At 61.0% G+C, this 18,850-nt stretch carries 20 protein-coding genes; 6 read left to right on the plus strand and 14 right to left on the minus strand.

Translation table 11 applies throughout. The annotated features are described in order from the left end of the window. Window positions 1-46: 46 nt before the first annotated feature. The 5 genes from SynBMKMC1_RS11765 to ald are packed head-to-tail and all read left to right on the plus strand — an operon-like array spanning window position 47 to window position 5,857. On the plus strand, window positions 47-1,057 hold the full coding sequence (locus tag SynBMKMC1_RS11765) for a CNNM domain-containing protein (RefSeq protein WP_011933899.1): 1,011 nt from the start codon (window positions 47-49) through the stop codon (window positions 1,055-1,057). Next, window positions 1,054-2,370, plus strand: a complete 1,317-nt coding sequence (locus SynBMKMC1_RS11770) for a DUF697 domain-containing protein (RefSeq protein WP_186471878.1) — start codon at window positions 1,054-1,056, stop codon at window positions 2,368-2,370. Before SynBMKMC1_RS11765 ends, SynBMKMC1_RS11770 begins: the two co-directional genes overlap by 4 nt. Further along, entirely contained in the window at window positions 2,367-2,948 is a 582-nt protein-coding gene (locus tag SynBMKMC1_RS11775; RefSeq protein ID WP_011933901.1) for a nicotinate-nucleotide adenylyltransferase, read from the plus strand. The genes SynBMKMC1_RS11770 and SynBMKMC1_RS11775 overlap by 4 nt, the downstream gene beginning before the upstream one ends. Window positions 2,949-2,954: 6 nt before the next feature. Beyond that, on the plus strand, window positions 2,955-4,688 hold the full coding sequence (locus tag SynBMKMC1_RS11780) for an NAD+ synthase (RefSeq protein ID WP_186471879.1): 1,734 nt from the start codon (window positions 2,955-2,957) through the stop codon (window positions 4,686-4,688). 29 nt (window positions 4,689-4,717) lie between these two features. Next, the gene (gene ald / locus SynBMKMC1_RS11785; RefSeq protein ID WP_186471880.1) at window positions 4,718-5,857 is read left to right on the plus strand and encodes an alanine dehydrogenase; all 1,140 of its coding nucleotides are present in this window, start codon (window positions 4,718-4,720) and stop codon (window positions 5,855-5,857) included. A gap of 5 nt (window positions 5,858-5,862) precedes the next feature. Here the strand turns inward: ald and SynBMKMC1_RS11790 are convergent, their stop codons facing one another. From SynBMKMC1_RS11790 to SynBMKMC1_RS11855, 14 genes are all read right to left on the minus strand, one after another. Then, a complete protein-coding gene (locus SynBMKMC1_RS11790) occupies window positions 5,863-6,231 on the minus strand; it encodes a YchJ family protein (protein ID WP_370593919.1) in 369 nt (122 codons plus the stop codon). Window positions 6,232-6,301: 70 nt separating this feature from the next. Beyond that, window positions 6,302-7,366 carry a DUF3326 domain-containing protein gene (locus tag SynBMKMC1_RS11795; RefSeq protein WP_186471882.1) on the minus strand — a complete coding sequence of 355 codons (1,065 nt, stop codon included), beginning with the start codon at window positions 7,364-7,366 and terminating at the stop codon, window positions 6,302-6,304. A 4-nt stretch (window positions 7,367-7,370) separates the two neighbouring features. Further along, window positions 7,371-7,565 (minus strand): hypothetical protein, encoded by a 195-nt coding sequence (locus SynBMKMC1_RS11800; protein WP_186471883.1) that lies wholly within the window; start codon window positions 7,563-7,565, stop codon window positions 7,371-7,373. Then, window positions 7,562-7,897, minus strand: a complete 336-nt coding sequence (locus tag SynBMKMC1_RS11805) for a 2Fe-2S iron-sulfur cluster-binding protein (RefSeq protein WP_011933907.1) — start codon at window positions 7,895-7,897, stop codon at window positions 7,562-7,564. Before SynBMKMC1_RS11805 ends, SynBMKMC1_RS11800 begins: the two co-directional genes overlap by 4 nt. Before the next feature lie 33 nt (window positions 7,898-7,930). After that, on the minus strand, window positions 7,931-8,632 hold the full coding sequence (locus SynBMKMC1_RS11810) for a TIGR02466 family protein (RefSeq protein ID WP_186471884.1): 702 nt from the start codon (window positions 8,630-8,632) through the stop codon (window positions 7,931-7,933). A gap of 116 nt (window positions 8,633-8,748) precedes the next feature. Further along, a complete protein-coding gene (locus SynBMKMC1_RS11815; RefSeq protein WP_011933909.1) occupies window positions 8,749-9,699 on the minus strand; it encodes a F0F1 ATP synthase subunit gamma in 951 nt (316 codons plus the stop codon). Window positions 9,700-9,710: 11 nt separating this feature from the next. Further along, on the minus strand, window positions 9,711-11,231 hold the full coding sequence (gene atpA, locus SynBMKMC1_RS11820; RefSeq protein ID WP_186471885.1) for a F0F1 ATP synthase subunit alpha: 1,521 nt from the start codon (window positions 11,229-11,231) through the stop codon (window positions 9,711-9,713). A 60-nt stretch (window positions 11,232-11,291) separates the two neighbouring features. After that, entirely contained in the window at window positions 11,292-11,840 is a 549-nt protein-coding gene (atpH, locus tag SynBMKMC1_RS11825) for an ATP synthase F1 subunit delta (RefSeq protein WP_186471886.1), read from the minus strand. Next, window positions 11,840-12,361 (minus strand): F0F1 ATP synthase subunit B, encoded by a 522-nt coding sequence (locus SynBMKMC1_RS11830; protein WP_041428669.1) that lies wholly within the window; start codon window positions 12,359-12,361, stop codon window positions 11,840-11,842. Before SynBMKMC1_RS11830 ends, atpH begins: the two co-directional genes overlap by 1 nt. Before the next feature lie 2 nt (window positions 12,362-12,363). Continuing rightward, the gene (locus tag SynBMKMC1_RS11835; RefSeq protein WP_011933913.1) at window positions 12,364-12,828 is read right to left on the minus strand and encodes a F0F1 ATP synthase subunit B'; all 465 of its coding nucleotides are present in this window, start codon (window positions 12,826-12,828) and stop codon (window positions 12,364-12,366) included. Between the two features lie 80 nt (window positions 12,829-12,908). Continuing rightward, on the minus strand, window positions 12,909-13,157 hold the full coding sequence (gene atpE, locus SynBMKMC1_RS11840) for an ATP synthase F0 subunit C (protein WP_006911576.1): 249 nt from the start codon (window positions 13,155-13,157) through the stop codon (window positions 12,909-12,911). 154 nt (window positions 13,158-13,311) lie between these two features. Beyond that, the gene (gene atpB, locus SynBMKMC1_RS11845; protein WP_011933914.1) at window positions 13,312-14,040 is read right to left on the minus strand and encodes a F0F1 ATP synthase subunit A; all 729 of its coding nucleotides are present in this window, start codon (window positions 14,038-14,040) and stop codon (window positions 13,312-13,314) included. A gap of 21 nt (window positions 14,041-14,061) precedes the next feature. Then, window positions 14,062-14,397: a hypothetical protein gene (locus SynBMKMC1_RS11850; protein WP_011933915.1), complete on the minus strand. Its 336-nt coding sequence runs from the start codon at window positions 14,395-14,397 to the stop codon at window positions 14,062-14,064. 86 nt (window positions 14,398-14,483) lie between these two features. Then, window positions 14,484-15,704 carry a trans-aconitate 2-methyltransferase gene (locus SynBMKMC1_RS11855; RefSeq protein WP_186471887.1) on the minus strand — a complete coding sequence of 407 codons (1,221 nt, stop codon included), beginning with the start codon at window positions 15,702-15,704 and terminating at the stop codon, window positions 14,484-14,486. A gap of 159 nt (window positions 15,705-15,863) precedes the next feature. Here SynBMKMC1_RS11855 and SynBMKMC1_RS11860 point away from each other — a divergent pair, with 159 nt between their 5' ends. Beyond that, window positions 15,864-18,803 carry a phycobilisome rod-core linker polypeptide gene (locus SynBMKMC1_RS11860; protein ID WP_186471888.1) on the plus strand — a complete coding sequence of 980 codons (2,940 nt, stop codon included), beginning with the start codon at window positions 15,864-15,866 and terminating at the stop codon, window positions 18,801-18,803. Window positions 18,804-18,850 lie beyond the last annotated feature (47 nt).

The raw sequence follows: 18,850 nt of genomic DNA on the forward strand, positions 1-18,850 counted from the left end.
ACAGGTTGCCGAGTAACAGTCAGGATGGCAGGCAAAGCGCACCCCCATGACCTCCGACCTGCTGATCCTGCTGATCCTGGTGGTGGTGGTGCTGGCGGGATCCGCTCTCTGCTCGGGTGTGGAGGCCGCTTTGCTCACGGTCAATCCCATCCGCGTCCACGAGCTCGCCGCCCGCCCGCGGCCAGTCGCTGGTGCCCGCAGACTTGCCCAGCTGCGCCAGCGCCTGGGACGCACCCTGTCGGTGCTGGTGATCGCCAACAACGGCTTCAACATCTTCGGCAGCCTGATGCTTGGGGGCTATGCCGCCTGGCTGTTCAAACGCATGGACAGCAGCAATGTGGCGCTGCCTCTGTTTTCGGTCAGTCTCACCGTTCTGGTGATTCTGCTTGGCGAGATCCTGCCCAAAGCGATCGGTAGTCGCCTGGCTCTGCCAGTGGCTCTGGCCAGTGCCCCGGTGCTGCACTGGCTGGGCGTGATGATGCGCCCCCTGGTTCTGCTGCTCGAACGCCTGCTGCCGGCCATCACTGAGGAGAGCGAGATCAGCACGGATGAGGAAGAGATCAGGCTTCTCGCCAGGCTTGGTTCTCAGAAAGGTCAGATCGAAGCGGATGAGGCCGCCATGATCGCCAAGGTGTTCCAGCTCAACGATCTCACCGCCCGCGATCTGATGATCCCGCGGGTGGCAGCGCCCACCCTGGATGGGGCCACCCGCCTGGATGAACTGCGGGACGCGCTGATCGACAATGAAGCCCAGTGGTGGGTCGTGCTCGGCGACGCAGTGGACAAGGTTCTGGGTGTGGCCAACCGCGACAGTCTTCTGAGCGCGCTGGTTCAAAACCGTGGTCAGCTCACCCCTTTGGATCTGAGCGAACCCGCAGAATTCGTCCCAGAGATGATCCGCGCTGATCGACTGCTGACTGCGTTTCGTCGTGACAATGCCGGCGTGCGCGTCGTGGTGGATGAATTCGGGGGCTTCGTCGGTGTGATCGGTCCCGATGCCGTCTTGGCGGTTCTGGCTGGGTGGTGGCGGAAGGGCGGAGGAAGCGGTTCCCCATGACCAACCCCACCGCGATGGCATCCAAGGCGACAGTGTTGCGGCTGTGGAAAGACCAGCTGAACCTGACGCCCCGTGAGCGAGGGCTTTTAAGCGGTGCTCTCATCACGCTGGACCACCAGCTCCAGCGACTGGAGCAGAGCCGGCTGCGCATCGCCGTGTTCGGCCGGGTTGGCGTCGGCAAGTCGAGTTTGGTCAACGCCCTCGTGGGCCAGTCGCTGATGGCCACGGACGTGGCCCATGGCTGCACAAGGCAACAGCAGAGCACTCCCTGGCCCAAGCCAGTCCCAGGCCTGCAAGGCGTCGACCTGGTGGACACACCGGGGATCGATGAGGTCGATGGCCCAGCCCGAGCCCGCCTTGCCGGACGGGTGGCCATGAACGCCGACCTCGTGTTGCTGGTGCTGGATGGGGACATCACCCAGATTGAGCTCGATGCACTGGCGACCCTCCAGACCAAGGGAAAACCGGTGCTCACCGTGTTGAATCGCAGCGATTGTTGGCCCGCCGAAGAGCTGGCCCCTCTGCTCGCCAGCATCAAACGCCGCCTGCCGAAAGGGCTCCCCGGGCCGGTCGTCGCCGCAGCGGCACCGAGACGGGCTGTGCAACTCAATGACGGACGCATCCGCAGCCAAAAGCAGCCAGCGGATGTCGCGCGTCTGGAGACCCATCTCAGCGCACTGCTGGCTGAGCACGGCGCAAGCCTGCTGCTCTTGAACGGCCTGCGCCAGGCAACGAGCATTCAGCAGCAGCTCGAAACCGGCCGCCTGCTGCGCCGCCGTCGGGAAGCGCAAGGGCTGATCGGTCGCTATGCCGCGCTCAAAGCAGCGGCCCTTGCTGCCAACCCCTTGCTGCTGCTTGATCTTGCAGGAGGCATGGCCTGTGATGCCGCCTTGGTGAGCCAGCTGTGTGCGCTGTACGACCTTCCGCTGGGAGGCCCCGCTGCCCGTCGTCTGCTCCGTCAGCTCGGTGGTCAGAACGCCCTGATCGGTGGAGCCCAGCTGGGGTTGCAAATGAGTCTGGGAGTGATTCGCCAGCTGCTCCTGCTGGCGGCTCCCTTCAGTGCAGGGCTCAGCCTGGCTCCGGCGGCTCCGGTGGCCGTGGCCCAGGCGGCTCTGGCGGTCCACACCACCCGCCGCACCGGGCGGATGACAGCCCGCTGGCTTCTGGAGGAGCGCGGCCGTGGTCGCCGCAACCAGCCGATACCCATCAGCATGATGCGCCGGCTCTCCCGCACCGATCGCGGGCTGGTCGGATTGATGCATCGCTGGCCGGATGCCCCAACGCGGCCGGCGTTGAAATCGCTACTGCCATGAGCAGAGACTCGATTGCACTGCTGGGCACCAGCGCGGATCCGCCCACCCTCGGACATCAGGCCCTCCTGGAAGGACTTCTCGGCGAGTTCCAGCGCGTGGTGACGTGGGCCAGTGACAACCCGTCCAAGCGCCACGGTGCAGAACTCAAGCAGCGCAGCGACCTGCTGGGTTGTGTCGTTCAGACCATCGACAACCCACGCCTGGAACTGGCCCAGGACCTCAGCAGTCCCTATGCCATCACCACCCTGGAACGCGCGCGACAGCGCTGGCCTCAATCCCCTTTGTGCTTTGTCGTTGGCAGCGATCTGGCCACGCAGATCCCACGTTGGAAAGATTGCGAGCAGTGGCTCGGTCTCTGTGAACTGGGCATTGTTCCGCGCAAGGGCTGGCCCTTACAGGCCGATCACGTCCAAACCCTCGAAGGCCTCGGTGCCCGCCCAAGGATTCTGTCCCTCGACATCCCAGCCACCGCCAGCTCCGCCGTGCGCCAAGCCACAGGGGATGATCAAATTCCCGACACGCTCTGGCCTCTGCTGTTGGAGCACAATCTTTACGGCTTCCACTCCTCTTCCGCCTGAGTGCTGATGCGTATCGCCCTGGCCCAGATCAATCCGGTGGTGGGCGACCTTCTGGGGAATGCCGATCGCATTCACGCGGCCTTGGCCGCCACCGAGGTCAACGGCAAGGTCTCGGCAGACCTGCTGGTGACACCAGAGCTATCCCTCTGGGGCTACCCACCAAGGGATCTGCTCTTCAGCGCCGCTCACCTGGAGCAGCAGCAACAGGCCCTCGACCAGCTGCAGCAACGCTTGCACGCCGAACAATTGGATGTGGCCCTCCTCGTTGGAGTGGCCGAGGTGGCCCCAGACCAGCAACACCCCCGGCTCTTCAACGCCCTGGCTCTGGTGCAGGCGAGGGGATGGCAGGTCGTCGCCCGCAAGCAGCTGTTGCCCAGCTACGACGTCTTCGACGAAACCCGTTATTTCCGCGCCAGCGGCAGTCCGTCCACCATCAGCCTTCGCGTGAACCACCGCGACTGGCACCTGGGGCTCAGCATCTGCGAAGACCTCTGGGTGGATGAGGAGCTCCATGGGCAACGCCTGGTGGGCCCGGATCCCATCGCCAGCTTGATCCCCGAACGCCTTGATGCCTTGATCAACTGCTCGGCATCCCCATTCAGCAGGCGAAAGGGCACGCTCCGCCATGAGCTGGCGGCTCGGGCCGCTGAACGTCTGCAGTGTCCTGTGGTGTACGTGAATCAAGTGGGGGGGAACGATGAGCTGATCTTCGATGGCGCCAGCTTCGTGATCGCTCCAGGAGACAACACCCCGCTGCTTCAACTGCCCGAATTCGCCGTCAGCACAGCGGTCTGGACAGCGGCATTACCCCCTGAGCGGCAAGAGCAGCCCAGCCGCGCGCATCAACAAGCGAACACCCCAGACGACGACCTCGAGGCGCTGTTCCGAGGCCTGGTGACCGGGGTCAAGGACTATGCAATCAAATGCGGATTCAAAAAGGCGCTTCTCGGACTCAGTGGCGGCATTGATTCGGCTTTGGTGGCGGTGATCGCCGCCGCTGCTCTGGGGCCTGACCACGTGCAGAGCCTGCTGATGCCCTCTCCCTGGAGCTCCTCAGGATCGATTGCCGATGCTCTGGACCTGGCAACACGCCTTGGGATCGCCTCGCAGATTGTGCCAATTCAGACTCTGATGGAGGGCTTTGAAACCACGCTCACACCAGCGCTGAACGCAGAGCCCTCAGGCATCACAGCTGAAAATCTGCAATCACGCATCCGCGGAACCCTGCTGATGGCGATGGCCAATCAGCAGGGCCAGCTGCTGCTCTCCACAGGAAACAAATCCGAACTGGCCGTGGGCTATTGCACCCTCTATGGCGACATGAACGGCGGCTTGGCGGTCATTGGTGATCTCTACAAATCAACGGTGTTCGCTCTCTGCCATTGGCTCGACAGCCCGGACGCTGGTGCCTGTCGAGCCGAACTGGGGCTGGGGGGGTCTGGGCCATTGATCGGCCAGGCCATTCTCGAAAAACCCCCGAGCGCCGAACTGCGGCCAGACCAGAAAGACAGTGACTCCCTGCCTGACTACGAACGGCTGGACCCCTTGCTCATGGATCTGATCGAACAGCGGATGAGTGGTGAGCAGCTGATCGGTGCCGGACATGATCCCGACGATGTGAAGCGCATTGAACGGTTGTTCCGTCGGGCTGAATTCAAGCGGCGACAGGCCCCTCCGCTTCTGAAAGTGAGCAAACAGGCGTTTGGCAGTGGCTGGCGGCTGCCGATTGCAGCCATCTGAGCCAGATTGAGAAGACGACTCTGCCTTCCATGGCTCATTCCGTTCTGACGGCCCCGATGGCCAGCATCGGGGTGCCCACCGAGATCAAAGCTGATGAGCAACGGGTCGCCCTGACGCCGGATGGGGTGAGGGAGTTGGTGACCCAGGGCCTGGAGGTTCGGGTCCAACACGGTGCCGGGGCTGGGGCCGGCATCGGCGATGACGCCTTTGCTGCAGCGGGGGCCCGCATGGTCGACCGGGACGAGGCCTGGGCCGCTCACCTGGTGGTGAAAGTGAAGGAACCGCAGGAGGAGGAATTCGGCCTGCTGCGCGACGACATGGTGCTCTTCACGTATCTGCACCTTGCGGCCTACCCCCAGGTGGGACAGGCCCTTCTGGATGCAGGAACAACGGGTGTGGCCTATGAGACGGTGCAGTTGGAAAACGGCAGCCTGCCGCTGCTGGCGCCGATGAGTGAAATTGCCGGCCGTCTCGCTGCTCAGGTGGGCGCACGCCTCCTGGAACGACCCAATGGCGGCCGTGGCGTGCTGATCGGTGGCTGCACCGGTGTTCAACCGGCACGGGTGGTGGTTCTTGGCGCAGGCACTGTCGGCTGGAACGCAGCCCGGCTTGCAGCGGCCATGGATGCCGAGGTGATGCTGCTGGATCGATCACCGGAGCGGTTGCGCAGCCTGGAAGCCGACCGCCGGGGACGCTTGATGAGTGTGGTGAGCAGTCGGGGACTGCTGGAACGACTCGTGCCCACCGCCGATTTGCTGATCGGTGCCGTGCTCACACCAGGCGGACGGGCGCCGACCCTGGTGGACGACGACATGGTGAAACAGATGAAACCGGGTTCGGCCATCGTGGATGTGGCCATCGACCAGGGGGGTTGCATCGCCACGAGCAGGGAAACCACGCACACCGATCCCACGATCAACATTCATGGCGTGCAGCACTACGCCGTTGGGAACATGCCGGGAGCCGTGCCGTTCACGTCCACCGAAGCCCTGGTCAGTGTCACGCTGCCTTACATCCTTGGCATCGCTGGACGTGGACTGGAAGAAGCCGTCACTGAGCGACCGGAATTGTTGTCTGGCCTCAACACCGTGAAAGGTGCGGTCTGCCACCCCGGCGTTGCGAAGGCCTTAAACGTTCCGCCCCGTCATCCCATGGCATGCCTGCGCTGAGGTCGTCACAGTGCGCGGATGTAAAGCCAATCACCACTGAGCTGCCCATCCCGCCGCTCAAACAACGAGGTTTCCTCAAGACATCTGCGCTGCCCAGAGGCAATGCAATGCGCAGCAAACTGAACCGTGCCCTGGCAATCCTCGATGCCACCACGCTCCACGGCCAGGATTTCGAGTGCGATCCATCGAACCTGGCGGCTGCTGGCCCGAAGCTCGCGGCGCCGTTGCTGAAGCGATGTCTGTGGCTCAGGGTGGGTGGCCATCAGATACGCAATCTCACCCAGCGCATAAGCGCTGTAGCGCGACCGCATCAGTTGTTCAGCCGTTTGTGCCTTCGCCAGGCCCTGATGAAAAACACCGCAGCATGACGCCAACGGGGCTCCGGACCCACAAGGACAAACCGACCGATCAGCAGCAGACCCTGCGAACCCCCTGGCCATGCGATCAGTCTCGAGCGATGGAGCAAGGTTTCAGAGGCAAAAGGGGCCTCTGCAGCGATGGCAACGCCACCCCCTCCCGCATCGCCAGCACCAACCCGGCGGCTTCGGCGTAGGTCGCAGCGGCAATCACCCGATCCTCGAGTCCGAGGGATTGGGACGACACCTGAAGCACCGAAGGGTTGCTGACGGCAATCACTGGAACGTTCCGCTCCAAGCAGGCCAGGACGGCCTCCCCGCCCAAGGCACCCTCCGGCACCACAAGGGCCCTGAGGCCGGAGGCCAGAAGATCCCCGGGCTGCGCCGTTGCCGACTGAATCAGATCCGGGGCGCGACTGAGCCCCACGAGAACACAGGGAAGAAAGGTATGCGCCAACTCTTCGGCTGCCGCCCGCGGATCCAGCTGAGGGTCGAGCGGCAAGGGAGCCAGAGCCGGTGCGTGGGCACAGGGGATCTGAAGATGCCTCACGAGCAGATGGCTGATCACCGCCTCCGCACCAGCCAACCCATCCACGCCGCTTCCATGGCGATAGGCCTCCAGAGCCTCACTGCCGCAGTCATCCGGGAATCGGGCCACCACGGCGATCGCCGATGCTCCAGCGTCTCGCAGTGTCTCCCCAGCGCGAAGCAGCGCATCCGGATGCTCGAGCGAGCCCCAGCTCACCCCACTCTCCCCTTGCCGAAGCGTCACTCCGAGGGCGACATCCGTGGTGACCACAGGACCAATCTCCAGGCCGAGGGTGGCGCGACAGGCATCGGCAACCTGCAAGTGGCGGTCTCGAAGAGACGGTTCAATCGCAGCATCGAGCAGCAGGCCGATGCGCTGCCGCCGTCCTCCACGCAGCGCCAACTCCCCGGCTGCAAACCGATCAAGCCCCCATCCCTCCACATAAAAAATGCGCTCATCGCTCCAATAAAGAGCCGCTCCATTCATCACGTTGGGATGGGTCACCAGACAGCCCGAAGCGGCCGCGAGTAACCGCGCAGCTGGAAGCGCATCGCCGGCATAACCTCCGATCGCGCATCCAATGCCCGTGGGCACAATCATCAGTGTGGGGAAGACGGCCGCCATGAGCTCACCCCGTGTGCTGAAGCATCACCGCTTCAATCAACACCTCAGATCCACCCTCTGGTGCGGCATTGGCCGAGGTGATGGCCCAGCGCAGAGGTTCGCCATGAACGCGCAGATGCTCCAGGATCCTGCCGCGCCAGTCACGGGCTGTTTCGTGCGCCGGAAGCGCCAGCTGCAGCTGAAGTGATTCAAGTTTCACTTCTGATACTGGCCAAACTGCGCTTCATAGAGAGCATCCTCCTGTCCTGCGAGCACCTTGAGATCTGAGCGTGGATAACTCACGCACAGCAATGCAAAGCCGTCCTGGCGGAGCTCTTCCTTCACGCCCATGGCATCCGGTTGATGCACAGTGCCATCAAGGATGCGGGCGGCACAGGTCGTGCACACACCAGCGCAACAGGAGCTGGGAACGGCCACGCCCGCAGATTCTGCGGCTGCGAGCACAGTTTGATCGGCACCGCACTGAAACTGATGGGTCTGTCCATCTAGCTCAACGCTGATGGCGAAGGTCGCTGCCGTGGAGTCGCTCATCCGTTCGAGATAGTCCTTGAAGCGCGCATTCTCTCAGGACAACTGGCGCTCACAGCCTTGCCACTGATGGGGATGGGGCGCGAGGAATTCCGCAGGCGCGGACGCAGCCTGGGCCGTGAGCACGAAGTCGAAGCTGATGGACACCCGGAGCGACTCCTCATCATTGTTCTGGCCAACACTGTGATCCAGCCGGTACGGAAAGATCACCAAAAGACCGGGTTCAGGGTTCACAGTCCAGAGCCCCTGATTGTGAGGGTGATGATCGCGAATGGGCCCACCATGACCTACAGCAAGCCCTGGAACCAGCTCATTGAGTTGATGCCTTGCGTGCAGACAGAGGGCTCCATCCTGCCCCTGACCATCACCACTGAGATACACGACGGCACTCACATGGGCATTGGGATGGTGATGCCGACCCACCACTTGCCCAGTCGTACTGAGCACAGGCCAACAGCGTTGGAGGTGCAAGGCAATCTGGTCAAGATCAAATCCTGTGCGCTCCAGATACATCCAAACGCGTGCCATCACCTCGTCCGCTAGCGGCTGGAAGTCGGGATGTTGATGCAATTGCCAGATGCCATGGAGATCTCCGGTCCATGCACAACCTTCATCGGGATTGCTGATCGCCTCGCCGCGCAGGTTCAGCAGTGTCTGCATCTGGCCGGCCAGCGTTAGAGGGTCGATCGCCATCCGCTCTGTGGCCACCACTGTGGGGAAAAGGGGATGAAGCTCCACAACGCGCGAGCGGCAGATCTCCAGAATCGGTCATGCACAACGCTACAGAAAACTCTCATCAAAAAAAAGCCGGCCCTGAGGCCGGCTTTGCACAATTGCGATGGGTGCGTGTGTCGTTAACCGACAGCAGCAGCTCCACCAGCCACTTCCAAAATCTCCTGAGTAATCGCAGCCTGACGGGCTTTGTTGTAATCAAGAGTCAGAGTTTTAGCCAGAGCCTTGGCGTTGTCGCTGGCATTGTTCATCGCCGTCATACGACTGGCGAGCTCCGAGGCCGCAGCCTCCTGAAGAGAGCGCAGCACCTGGTTCTGAAGGTAAAGAGGCAGAAGCGCATTCAAGAGCTGATCCGGGCTCTGCTCAAACACGATCTCAGAAGAGAGTTCTGGTTGCGCATTGGCAGGAGCAGAACCTGTTTCCACCCGGAGATCGCCATCTTTGGTGGTGAGGCGGAAGATCTCGTCATCAGCATCAGCGATGCCTTGGGGATCGAGCGGAAGCAGGGTCTGCACAACCGGCTTGCAGCTCACCAAATTGATGAACTTGGTGAAGATGATTTCAACCCGATCGGTTGTTTCGGAAAGAAACTCAGCGAACACTTCATTCGCCACAGATCCGGCTTCATCAGCCGTTGGCACTTGCTCCAAGCCAGTGAATGTGGCCTGAATCGGATAGCTGCGATTGGTGAAATAGCTGATGGCCTTGCGTCCGATCAACACAAGATTCACCTTGTAGCCCTTGCTCTGCAGCTCTTCAAAGCGCTGCTCGGTGCGCTTAATGATGTTGGCGTTGTAGCCACCGCACAAGCCACGATCACCTGTGACCGCCATGAGTGTGACCGTCTCAAGGGGACGATCCTCAAGCAGGGGGGCGTCAGCATCCTCAAAGCGCATGCGCGCCTGAAGATTTTCCAGGAGCCTGGCCAGGCGATCGGCGAAAGGCCGACTGCGCAGAACCTGCTCCTGGGCACGACGCACCTTGGCTGCCGCGACAAGGCGCATAGCCTCGGTAATCTTGCGTGTGTTTTTAACTGATTTGATCCGATCGCGGATCTCTTTGAGATTTGCCATGTCTCAGGACCTCAGTTGGCCGTTGCCAGCATGGTGGAAGTGACTTCAGCGACGGCCTCTTTGAGCATGGTCTCAGCTTCAGGGCTGAGAACCTTCTCGGTTTGGATTTTTTCGATGAACTCAGGCTTGTTGCTCTTGAGGTACTCGCGGAGCTCGCGAGAGAACTGAACCACCTGGTCCACAGGCACGTCGTCGATCAGGCCCTTCACACCGGCATAAACGATGGCCACCTGCTCAGCAAGGATCAGAGGGCTGAACTGAGGCTGCTTGAGCAGTTCGCGCAGACGCTTGCCACGGCCGAGCTGCTTCTGGGTTGCCGCATCAAGATCAGATGCGAACTGGGAGAAGGCGGCAAGTTCATCGAACTGAGCCAGCTCCAACTTGAGCGTGCCGGCGATTTTCTTGATGGCCTTGGTTTGGGCTGCACCACCAACGCGGCTCACGGAAATACCCACGTTGATGGCAGGACGCAGGCCGGAGTTGAACAGATTAGAGCTCAAGAACACCTGACCATCGGTGATGGAAATCACGTTGGTTGGGATGTAGGCCGACACGTCACCTGCCTGGGTCTCGATGATGGGCAGTGCCGTCATCGAACCTTTGCCCATGGCATCGGACAACTTGGCGGCACGCTCGAGAAGTCGGCTGTGGCAGTAGAACACGTCGCCGGGATAAGCCTCACGACCGGGCGGACGACGCAGAAGCAGAGACATCTGGCGATAAGCCTGAGCCTGCTTGGAGAGATCGTCGTAGATCACCAAGGTGGCCTTGCCCTTGTACATGAAGTACTCGGCAATCGACGCACCGGTGTAAGGCGCCAGATACTGAAGAGCAGCAGGTTCAGAGGCATTGGCGGCCACGATCACGGTGTAATCGAGGGCACCACGCTCACGCAGCACCTCAGTCACCTGGGCGACAGACGCAGCCTTCTGACCGATGGCCACATAAACGCAAACCACGTCCTGATCCTTCTGATTGAGGATCGTGTCGATCGCGATCGCTGTTTTGCCGGTTTGACGGTCGCCAATGATCAGCTCACGCTGGCCGCGACCGATGGGAATCATCGCGTCGATCGCGGTGATGCCCGTTTGCATCGGCTCATGCACCGACTTCCGCTGAATGATGCCGGGAGCGGGGGATTCGATCAGGCGAGACTCGGTTGTGCCCAGGTCACCCTTGCCATCGAGAGCAACACCCAAAGGGTTCACCACGCGGCCAAGAAGACCATCACCAACGGGGACAGATGCAATCTTTCCGGTGGCGCGAACGGTGCTCCCCTCCTGGATACCCAGGCCCTCACCCATCAGCACTGCGCCGACATTGTCGTCTTCGAGATTGAGCGCAATGCCTTCGGTGCCGTCTTCGAACTCAACGAGTTCACCGGCCATCACTTGCTGAAGGCCGTAGACACGAGCAATGCCGTCGCCCACCTGCAGGACGGAACCCACATTGCTGACCGAAACAGACTTGTCGTAGTCCTCAATCTGCTGTTTGAGGATGGCGCTGATCTCGTCGGGACGGATGGAAACCATGGCGGGTAAACCCTGGAAAAGGGCGTGAGAGGAGGAGCGTGGGGTTGAAGAGAGAGGTGCTCAGCTCGCCTTCGCGAGCGAAAGACCAAGGCGACGAACCTGGCCAGAAAGGCTGGCGTCGATGACTTGAGAGCCGATGTTGATCACGAAACCACCGATCAGGCTGGCGTCGATGGTGAGATCAATCTCAACGGAACCGGTTCCGACCATGGACTGAACCTTTGCCGTGAGGGCTTTGGTTTGGTCATCAGACAAAGCCTGTGCGCAGCGCACATGTGCCAGGGAGATGTTGCGCGATTCGCGATACAGCTCCAGGTAGCGGCGCAGGACGGCATCGAGTGCAGTCAAACGCTGGCGATCAGCGAGAACCTTGAGAAGGTTCATCAGTGAAGGCTTGATCTGCTCAGCCAGCAGTTTTGACAGGGCCTGTTTCTTGGCAGAAGGCTCAAGAACCGGAGATGTCATGGCGTCGCGCAAGGCGGTGCTGGAATCCCAGACCGCAAGGAGTTCCTTGCACTGTGCGGCAACATCATCGGATTCACTGCGACCATCAGTGACCTGAAGAAGAGCCTCGGCGTACGGAGTTGCCAGAGTGTTGAGCAGTGGCATCAGGCGTCCTCCAGGTTGCTGATGGAGGCATCAATCAACCGGGACTGTCCCGCTTGATCGAGACGTCCAGGAAGTTCGGTCATCACCTTGTCGATGGCGGCGAGTGCAGCCTCGCGGCGCAGTTGTTCGGTGAGGCGAGCACCTTCTGCATTGAGATCAGCCAAAGCATCCTGCTTGACAGCAGCCATGGCATTGATCGTGCGCATTTCACCGTCCTTGCGGATGGCTTCAGCTCGGGCCTTGCCGTCAGAGCGGATTTTCTCTGCTTTCTGCTGAGCAGCAGCGAGGTCTTCTTGGGCTCGAGCCAGATCGGTGGTGGCCTGACGCAACCGGCCTTCGGAATCCTCGAGGTCCTTCAGAATCGCTTGGCGGCGACGCTCAAGGATGCCCCCTAAGAAGCCCTTCAGGAACCAGTAAAGAACCCCGATCACAATGACGAGGTTGATGAGGTTGGTCTCGAAAAGGTTGAGGTTCAGACCGAACCCACCTTCCGAGGCAAAAAGTGGAAGAGGCATAGTCATCGTCAGGCGGCCAGAAGTCTGTTGATGATCTGGGCACTGAGCTGATCCACCTGACTCATGAGCTGAGCCTGGGCAGATTCTCGTTGGGACTCGATCTCGCGCCGGGCCTTTTCGCGGGTGCGATTGGCTTCGGCTTCCGCTTCGGCGAGGGCCTCGCGGTACAGACGATCAACTTCCTGTTCAGCCTCAACGATGGCTGACTGAGCAGCCTGACGGGCTCCACGCAGTTGATCTTGGAGATCGGCTTCCAGTCGGTTGATTTGCTCAAGCTTTTGCTTGGCCTCAGCACGACTGGTCGCGATGTAACCCTCGCGATCCTCCACGACCTTGCCGACCGGCCGGAAGAACAGGGAATTGAGCAGGAAGGTGAGGAGAACCACCTGAACCGCCATCAGCGGCAGGGTGGCATCGAGGTCAAAAAGACCTCCCTCCGGAACACCTGCTTCAGCGAGCAGAAGCCAGGTCATGGAAGGATGCGATTGGGACAGTCAAATCGAACGGATCAGAAGCGCGGGGAGACGTGAGGTCTCCCCGCAAGCGAATCTGATCAGCCAGCGAAGGGGTTGGCGAACAGAAGAACCAGTGCCACCACCAGGCCGTAGATGGTCAGAGCTTCCATGAAGGCCAGGGAGAGCAGCAGGGTTCCGCGGATCTTGCCTTCAGCTTCAGGCTGGCGGGCGATGCCTTCCACAGCCTGACCGGCTGCGGTGCCCTGGCCGATACCAGGGCCGATGGCGGCGAGACCCACCGCGAGAGCGGCGGCCAGAACGGAAGCGGCGGAGGTCAGATCACTCATTGGTGGAAAGCGGTTGGAGGTGCGCAGGATGAGCGCGGAAAGGGCAGGACGCGCCCGGGACACCCTCACGATGGAGGGCGGGCCCGGTTCCACCCGGACCTGCGCGCGATGTGTTTAGCAGATCGCGGGGGACCTGCGAAAGGCACGAAAAGACTTAGTGGGCCTCTTCGTGCACAGCCTCGCCGATGTAATTCGCGGCAAGGGTGGCGAAAATCAGGGCCTGAATGGCACTGGTAAACAACCCGAGGAACATGGCAGGCAGCGGGACCAGCACAGGCACGAGGAAGGCCAGGACGGCCACAACCAGTTCGTCAGCCAGGATGTTTCCGAAAAGACGGAACGAAAGCGACAGAGGCTTCGTGAAGTCTTCGATGATTTTGAAAGGGAGCATGATCGGGGTCGGCTCCACGTAGTACTCGAAGTAACGCAGACCTTTACGGCTCAGTCCCGCATAGAAGTAGGAGAGAGACACCAGCAGAGCCATGGCCACTGTGGTGTTGATGTCTGCAGTTGGTGCACCGAGCTCTCCATTGGGAAGCTCAACGAGACGCCAGGGAATCAGGGCGCCTCCCCAGTTGCAGACGAAGATGAACAGGAACAGGGTTCCCACGAAAGGAAGCCAATCTCTGTAAGCCTTCTCGCCGATCTGCTCCCGTGCGAGCTCCCGAAGGTAATCCCAGAGGTATTCCAGAAGGTTCTGAACACCTTTCGGATCGCGTTCCATCTTGCGGGTTCCGCTCACAACGAGCAGGAGCAGCAAGCCGATCACGACCCATGAGCTGAGGAAAACCTGGCCATGCAGGTTCAGATTGCCGATCTGCCAGTACAGGTGCTGACCGACCTCGAGTTCGGCGAAGGGCAGATTGAGGAGCGACGGAACCATGACGGTGATGAGTGCGCGAAATCAGGCGTCGATGACGGTCTGAAGAATCAAAGCGGGCTTGTAGAGAAGAAAACCGATGAAGGCGGGAAGAAGCTCGAGCTGGGGAAGTTTGGCCGCTGCCACGATGAGAAGCATTGGCACCACCAGCTGAAATCGCCCAACCTGACGGGAACCTCCGCCGAGCCTGGCCACGCTGCGGGCGAGTAAGCGCAGGTACAGAAGACCAGCACACGAGCCCACCAGCAGGCTGCGGGCCACCAGAGCATCGAATCGAACGAACGCGACAAGAGCCGCGAGCAGGGAGACGGTGAGGGTGGCCAGCATCAAGCGTCGTTGGAGCCTGGCGTACTCACCCATGCCCGAATCGGTTGCAACGGATGCCGCACTGGATTCGATCGGAGTGGTAGCCAGCAAACAACGCCTGAGAAAGCGCGCGGAATCTATCACGCGTTTTCCCTGCCCCCCCCTGCTTCAGCGATGGGCAACAGCAGACGCCGCTGGATCAGAGCCCTTGCCACATCAGCAGTCCAGGGGCCTAAATCGAGCTCTCCGAGAGAATGCTCAGGGTGGGCATCCACAGCCTCAAGCAGCTGCTTTTCCTGCGCAGACAACGCCATCGGCTCGAGATCAGGACCCAGCAGGCTGACGGAGGGCCAGCCCCACAAACACGACTGGCGTCGGCCTCGCGTCTTCAAGAGCTCCCCGTCATCGTCCCAGCGCCGCTTCTGAATCGGTTTCCGCGCAACAAAAAACTCGAAATGACTGATCTCCGTATCGAGATCCTCGATCAGAAACCACTGATCCTGGATGGGAAGCGATTGCGCCCGTGCCAGGAGATCACCGCTCAACACACGCGCTGGATCCCAAACCGAAGGATTGGAGAAGCCAGCGAAATGCAACCCGGAGGCCTCAATCAAGGCAAACAGTGACTTGAGGTCGTAACTGGTCTCCTGGGGGTGCAGATACATGTCTGCGAAGTTGGCATCGGCAGCGGTGTCGATCAACCACCGCTGTTCATGGTTACGGCGAAGCCGATTGGATTCAGGCAGCACCTCGAACAGCTCTCGGCCCAGGCGCAGAGCTTCTCCGTCCTGCCCCACGCCAAGCCTGGTCAGGGCTCTCTGCGTCCGGTGGATTTCCCAGCGCCCTGCATTCGCATACAGGAACAGGTGCATCAAGCCGTCTTCGTCCAGCAGCGCAGCAAGAGCTTTCAGACCCGCCAGAGGGTCTCGCAAATGATGCAGGACACCCACGGAGTTGATGTAGTCAAAGGGCCCCTCATCCTTGAGATCCAAGAGGCTGCGCTGTTCCTGACGCAGTGATCGAACCTGCTTTGCTCCTCCGGAGCGGTGCAGCCGCTCTCTGGCCAGTCCCAGAGCACCGGCGCTGATATCGACAGCCAGGATCTCGGCACCGGGATTGAGGTGGCAGAGATAGTCGGTACTCACACCCGTCCCACAGCCTGCGTCGAGAATGCGGGGAGGCGTCCCTGCATCAGCGCGAACGGGGGTTGCACCTCTGACGGCGCCATCGACGCTGTCCAGACACCAGCGCCAGTTGTACCCAGGCGGTGGGCCGTCCTGAATGGGGTCACCCGGATAGGGAAAACGGTCGTAGAAATCACTCACCACTGGTGTGGCGGCATCGGACGGGGTGGGTTGCATCAGCGGCGGGCTTCCGGGTCGATCGGCTTGCGATGGAGCATTTCATGCGCTGTCGCAATGCGTCACTGCTGACGGCGACCCCTGCAAACATTTGTTCATGGCAGCCGAGGTGCTCAGGGCACGAGCCGTAACCTGGCCGGATCCGGCTTGCTTCCGTTCATGACCGTGACCGCCAGCAGCGGCAGCCCCAGGGTCTCCCCCCAGCTGTACGACACACTGCCGCTCTCCAGCGTTCGCCAAGCCGAGCAGCAGGATCGATTCCCCGATGGTGGGGAGCTTGACTCGCTCATCACGTTTTTCCGCAGTGGTAACGACAGGCTTGAGGCCTCGCGGATCATTGCGGCCAACGCCGAGTCGATCGTGGCTCGTGCAGCCAACCGAATTTTCGTGGGGGGAACACCTCTTTCTTTCCTCGAGAGCCCACTCACAACCGGCGAAGAACGCCGGGCGGGTGATGACACCCCCCTGGCCGCCGATCAGGTCGCCTTCGCCCAATCGGTTCGCACCTTCACTGGAGAAAGCGCAACCACCAAGCGCGGAAACTTCCTCACCAGGCTTCTGGATGGAAGCAGCGGCGATGCCGATGTGCGTGTGGTGCTTCCCACTGGCTTCAACGCCATCAGTGTGGCCAAATACGGCCCCGCATTCATGCGCAAATCCGTGCGCGACATGGGTTGGTTCCTGCGATATGTGGGCTATGCCCTCGTGGCAGGAGACCCAAGCATTCTCTCGGTGAACACCCGAGGGCTACGGGACATTCTCCTGAAGAACTGCTCGTTGACAGCCACCAACGTTGCGCTGCAGGAAATGCGTGCGGCTTCAGCCCAACTGCTTCGTGAGCTGCCTGAAGCGCGTCGCCTCACGATCGACTGCTTCAACGTTCTGCTCCAGGAGCTGGCTGTTGCCACCCCTTCAACGCGGCAGAAGCCTGGAAGCGCTGTTCGGCAGGGACTGCAGCTCCCGGCGATCTATGCCCTGGCCGCTGAGTCGGCCCAGCGCTTTGAAATGCGTCCCGGTCTCTCCGGCGCCGAAAAAGCTGAGATTGTGAAGGCTGCGTACCGCCAGGTTTTTGAAAGGGATATTGCCAAGGGCTACTCCCAAACCCCCTGTCGCTCTGAAGCAAGTCAGCTCGTGCAGGGCAAGATCTCCATGCGCGAGTTCATTCGCGCTCTTGGCAAGAGCAAGGAATATCGAACTCAGTTTTACGGTCGATTTGTCAACAGTCGCGTCGTGGAACTGGCCTATCGCCACTTCCTCGGTCGAGGCATCAGCTCACTCGAAGAATTCCGCAAAGCCTTCTCGATCGTGAGCGAGCAGGGTCTCAACGGATTGGTTGATGTGCTCGTTAACAGCAGTGAGTACGCCCAAACCTTTGGGGAGGAGACCGTTCCCTACCTGCGCGATCTTGGAGAAGAAGCCCAGGAAAGTGCCGGCTGGGGCTCCAATCGGCGTTTGTTCAGGTTCAGCGCACCATTCGAAGGCGCTCCGCAATACGTCACGCTCTACGCGTCCTACCGCCAGCCGTTCGGCGATCAGCATGTTTACGGCGGTGGCAATGATCCCGTCGGCAACCAATACGGCGCGATCTTCCCCTCGTCGACAGCATCAGTCGCGACACGACCGGCTCCCTTCGGCTACGACACCCGCCGCCTGCTGGTCAGCAATGGCATGGCCCAGCCCGGCCAGATGGACAGTCCTCAGTTCCGCGGAAGCCGTCCCCGCAAGGTCGGCCCAAGAGTGCTGCGTCTTCAGCAGATCGCAACCGGTGGAGCCGCCAGACCCCGCCGAGGCGGCCAGCCCAGCATTCGCAACACCGAATCGTCCACCCAGGCTGTGATCAAAGCGGTCTATGTACAGGTTCTCGGAACAGCCGGCTACGCAGGAGAGCGACTCAGCTCTGAAGAAGCACGACTCGAGAACGGAGACATCAGCCTGCGCGACTTTGTGCGTTCGGTGGCACGCTCCAATGCGTTTCGCCGTCGCTATTGGGAAGGCTTGTACATCACGAAGGCGATCGAAGTGATGCATCGCAGACTGCTCGGGCGACCCACGTTTGGTCGCTGGGAGATTGATGCACTGTTCGATACTGCCGCCCGCCGAGGCTTTTACGGTCTCGTTGATGCACTGATCGACGGTCAGGACTACAAGGATTGCTTTGGTGAGGACACCGTTCCTTACGAGCGATTCATCACGCCGGCAGATCTGAACACACGCCGAGCTCCTGCCCTGCGACGTCCCATCGATGTCACCGCCGTCGTTGACCTGGCCATGGGTCGTCGTCCCGACTCTGTTCGGAACGACCGCCTGCGAACGACGAGCGATGTCACAACCCGGAACCTGACGGGTCAAACGCAAACCGCTGCTGGTCAGTGGCGCGCTGATGTGAGCTCCATGCCAGCATCCAATTGGTCGCCACTGATGCGTGGCCGCCCACAGCGAAGCTCAACGTCACCAGGCTCGGCGCAAGACACGGCCAACTCGTGGAGTCGCACGCTCGACTCACGCTTCACTCGAACGATCCAACAGGATCAGGGGAAGACTGGGCTCACAGCGGCTTTGCAAATAGGGAACGCGCTGGGCTTCCAGCGGCGCACCGGACTGCCCGCCAAGCTCTCGCTCCCTGTCAATCCAAGTGAATCAGAACTGAGAGAAGTGGCTGACGCCACCTATCGGCAGCTTCTCAACCGCGTGCCTTTGGAAAGCGAACGCCTGATCACGAGCGAATCCCGACTGCGCGATGGCCAAATCGATCTCGAAGGATTCGTGGCAGCTGTCGCCACCAGTGAAGCCTTTATGGAAAGACTGTCCAAAATGGCGCCCCTACGCGCTGCCACCGCAGCGGCAATGGCGCTTGTTGGACGGGCATCCACTCCGGCAGAAACGAGTCGCTTCCTGATCGTGAGAGCAGAATCAGGGCAATGTGCAGCTGTTCAGGAGTTGCTGGATCTTCGCTCCAAACTCGGATTCGAGTCGTCTGAGGTTCCTGGGCTTCAAGGCTTGAGTTCACAGCCAGGCGTCGCCCAGCCAACCCTCACCCGCACAGCATCCCTCTACAGCGGCAATGCCGGACTCACGCCTCCAACCAGCCAACCGTTGTAAGCACTCCTAATGCTGGTGCATCACGTCTAATTACCAATTACAACAAC

The sequence above is a fragment of the Synechococcus sp. BMK-MC-1 genome (genome assembly GCF_014279955.1).
Lineage (GTDB): Bacteria > Cyanobacteriota > Cyanobacteriia > PCC-6307 > Cyanobiaceae > Synechococcus_C.

Bases quoted from the DNA above. Each gene is read 5' to 3' on its own strand.
- SynBMKMC1_RS11765 (WP_011933899.1), top strand. From the start codon at position 47: ATGACCTCCGACCTGCTGATCCTGCTGATCCTGGTGGTGGTGGTGCTG.
- SynBMKMC1_RS11770 (WP_186471878.1), top strand. From the start codon at position 1,054: ATGACCAACCCCACCGCGATGGCATCCAAGGCGACAGTGTTGCGGCTG.
- SynBMKMC1_RS11775 (WP_011933901.1), top strand. From the start codon at position 2,367: ATGAGCAGAGACTCGATTGCACTGCTGGGCACCAGCGCGGATCCGCCC.
- SynBMKMC1_RS11780 (WP_186471879.1), top strand. From the start codon at position 2,955: ATGCGTATCGCCCTGGCCCAGATCAATCCGGTGGTGGGCGACCTTCTG.
- ald (WP_186471880.1), top strand. From the start codon at position 4,718: ATGGCTCATTCCGTTCTGACGGCCCCGATGGCCAGCATCGGGGTGCCC.
- SynBMKMC1_RS11795 (WP_186471882.1), bottom strand. From the start codon at position 7,366: ATGGCGGCCGTCTTCCCCACACTGATGATTGTGCCCACGGGCATTGGA.
- SynBMKMC1_RS11805 (WP_011933907.1), bottom strand. From the start codon at position 7,897: ATGAGCGACTCCACGGCAGCGACCTTCGCCATCAGCGTTGAGCTAGAT.
- SynBMKMC1_RS11815 (WP_011933909.1), bottom strand. From the start codon at position 9,699: ATGGCAAATCTCAAAGAGATCCGCGATCGGATCAAATCAGTTAAAAAC.
- atpA (WP_186471885.1), bottom strand. From the start codon at position 11,231: ATGGTTTCCATCCGTCCCGACGAGATCAGCGCCATCCTCAAACAGCAG.
- atpH (WP_186471886.1), bottom strand. From the start codon at position 11,840: ATGCCACTGCTCAACACTCTGGCAACTCCGTACGCCGAGGCTCTTCTT.
- SynBMKMC1_RS11830 (WP_041428669.1), bottom strand. From the start codon at position 12,361: ATGACTATGCCTCTTCCACTTTTTGCCTCGGAAGGTGGGTTCGGTCTG.
- SynBMKMC1_RS11835 (WP_011933913.1), bottom strand. From the start codon at position 12,828: ATGACCTGGCTTCTGCTCGCTGAAGCAGGTGTTCCGGAGGGAGGTCTT.
- atpE (WP_006911576.1), bottom strand. From the start codon at position 13,157: ATGAGTGATCTGACCTCCGCCGCTTCCGTTCTGGCCGCCGCTCTCGCG.
- atpB (WP_011933914.1), bottom strand. From the start codon at position 14,040: ATGGTTCCGTCGCTCCTCAATCTGCCCTTCGCCGAACTCGAGGTCGGT.
- SynBMKMC1_RS11850 (WP_011933915.1), bottom strand. From the start codon at position 14,397: ATGGGTGAGTACGCCAGGCTCCAACGACGCTTGATGCTGGCCACCCTC.
- SynBMKMC1_RS11855 (WP_186471887.1), bottom strand. From the start codon at position 15,704: ATGCAACCCACCCCGTCCGATGCCGCCACACCAGTGGTGAGTGATTTC.
- SynBMKMC1_RS11860 (WP_186471888.1), top strand. From the start codon at position 15,864: ATGACCGTGACCGCCAGCAGCGGCAGCCCCAGGGTCTCCCCCCAGCTG.